General features: G+C 72.1%; 1 protein-coding gene and 1 pseudogene. Both read right to left on the bottom strand.

What is annotated here, in order from left to right:
* A pseudogene (locus tag LPA42_RS33305) lies at positions 1-511 on the bottom strand (non-ribosomal peptide synthetase); the annotation flags it as partial.
* A gap of 120 nt (positions 512-631) precedes the next feature.
* The coding region (locus tag LPA42_RS33310) for a condensation domain-containing protein (protein ID WP_228987134.1) at positions 632-1,581 on the bottom strand (950 nt) is incomplete at its 5' end.

Below are 1,581 nucleotides of genomic sequence, written 5' to 3' on the forward strand. Positions count from 1 at the left end.
CCCGCACCCACCCCGCCGAAAACTCCTCCACCGCAAAGTCCACCCGCAACCCCGACCCATCACCAGCCACCCACACCACCACACCGGCATCCACCACACCCGGCCCCACCTCGCCCACCGGCCCATCCACCACATGCAACATGACCGGACCAACCGGGCCACCCGCCGCCGGCGACGGAGCCACCAACGCCTCCGCCACCCGACCCACGAGGTCACCAAACCCCGGATCACCCGCCACATCCACGCGCACCACACCACCCGAGGCCAGCCCGAGCACCACCTCCGACTGACCCGTATACCGCGCCAACACACCCACCAACCCCGCCACCACCACCACACCCGAACCCGCCACGCCCGACGGCCACCCCACCACCCCCGACACCGAACCCGCCCGCGCCGGCCACACCACCACCCGCCGCAGATCACCCACCAGATCGAGGGTCTCGAAGTCGGTGCCGGGGGCGGTGAGCCCCGGAGCCTGGGCCGGACCACCAACGAACCCGACGGACATGAGCCAAACCTCCGATCAGGACCGGCGTCGCCCGTAGGCGGGGCCGGTGCGAAAAGACCCAGGTGAACCCGGTGGACGCGGTCGTCCGCGCCCACCGGCACGAGGGGGTACGACGTGCGGTCAGCGACCCGGAGCCGGCGCGGGACCGGCCTCGAGGAAGCGCAGCATGTGGCCGTTCAGCTCCTCGGCGAAGCGGTACGGCAGGTAGTCGGTGCGGATGGTGACGCGCAGGAGGGCGTGGTCGGCGCGGGGCAGCACCTCCACGGTGAGGCCGTTGGACACCTCCCGGGCGTACGGGTCGACGACCTCCTCGGTGCGGCAGCCGGGCAGGTCCAGCGGGAGCACCACGTTGTCCTGGTAGACGAAGGTCGGCAGGCTGGCGACCACCTCGCTGGAGAGCCCGGCCGCGGGATCGTCGGCGGTCTCCGCGAAGGGCACGTCCTGCGCCCGCATCAGGTCGGCGACCGTCTCGTGGACCCGCAGGACGAGCTTGTCGTCCTGCGGCCCGTCGAAGCGCACCCGCACGCAGTTGAGGTTGAGTCGGGTGGTGAACGCGGAGTCGAGCACCCTGCTGCCGCGCTTGGCGACCACCATCAGCAGGCCGATGTCGTCCTGCTGGTGGACGGCGCGCAGGGCGGTGGCGAAGGCGGCGACGAAGTAGCTGGAGCGGCTGAACCGGTGCTCCCGGGCGGCCCGGTCCCACCGCTGCATCACCTCGGGCGGCACCGTCACGGTGTGCCCCGCCTTCGGGCCCCAGGCGAGAGCCTGCTCCAGCGACACGGTCGGCCCACCGTCGCCCTGCCGGGGGAGGCCGTGGAGTTGGCCGCGCCAGTATGCGCGTTGGGCGGGCAGGTCGGCCGCGTCGCGGAGCCGGGCGTACTCGTCGTGGATCTGGCGGAGGGTGGGCGCCGGATGGTCCCAGGTGGGTGACTGTCCGGCCTTACGGGCGGTGTAGGCGTGGGTGAGGTCGTGGACGAGGAGGGTGTGGGACCAGCCGTCGAAGGCGATGTGGTGGATGCCGATGCCGAGGAGGGTGCGGTTGGTGGAGCGGTCGCGGATGATGGCGGTGC

Source organism: Micromonospora sp. DH13, from assembly GCF_020873825.1.
Lineage (GTDB): Bacteria > Actinomycetota > Actinomycetes > Mycobacteriales > Micromonosporaceae > Micromonospora > Micromonospora haikouensis.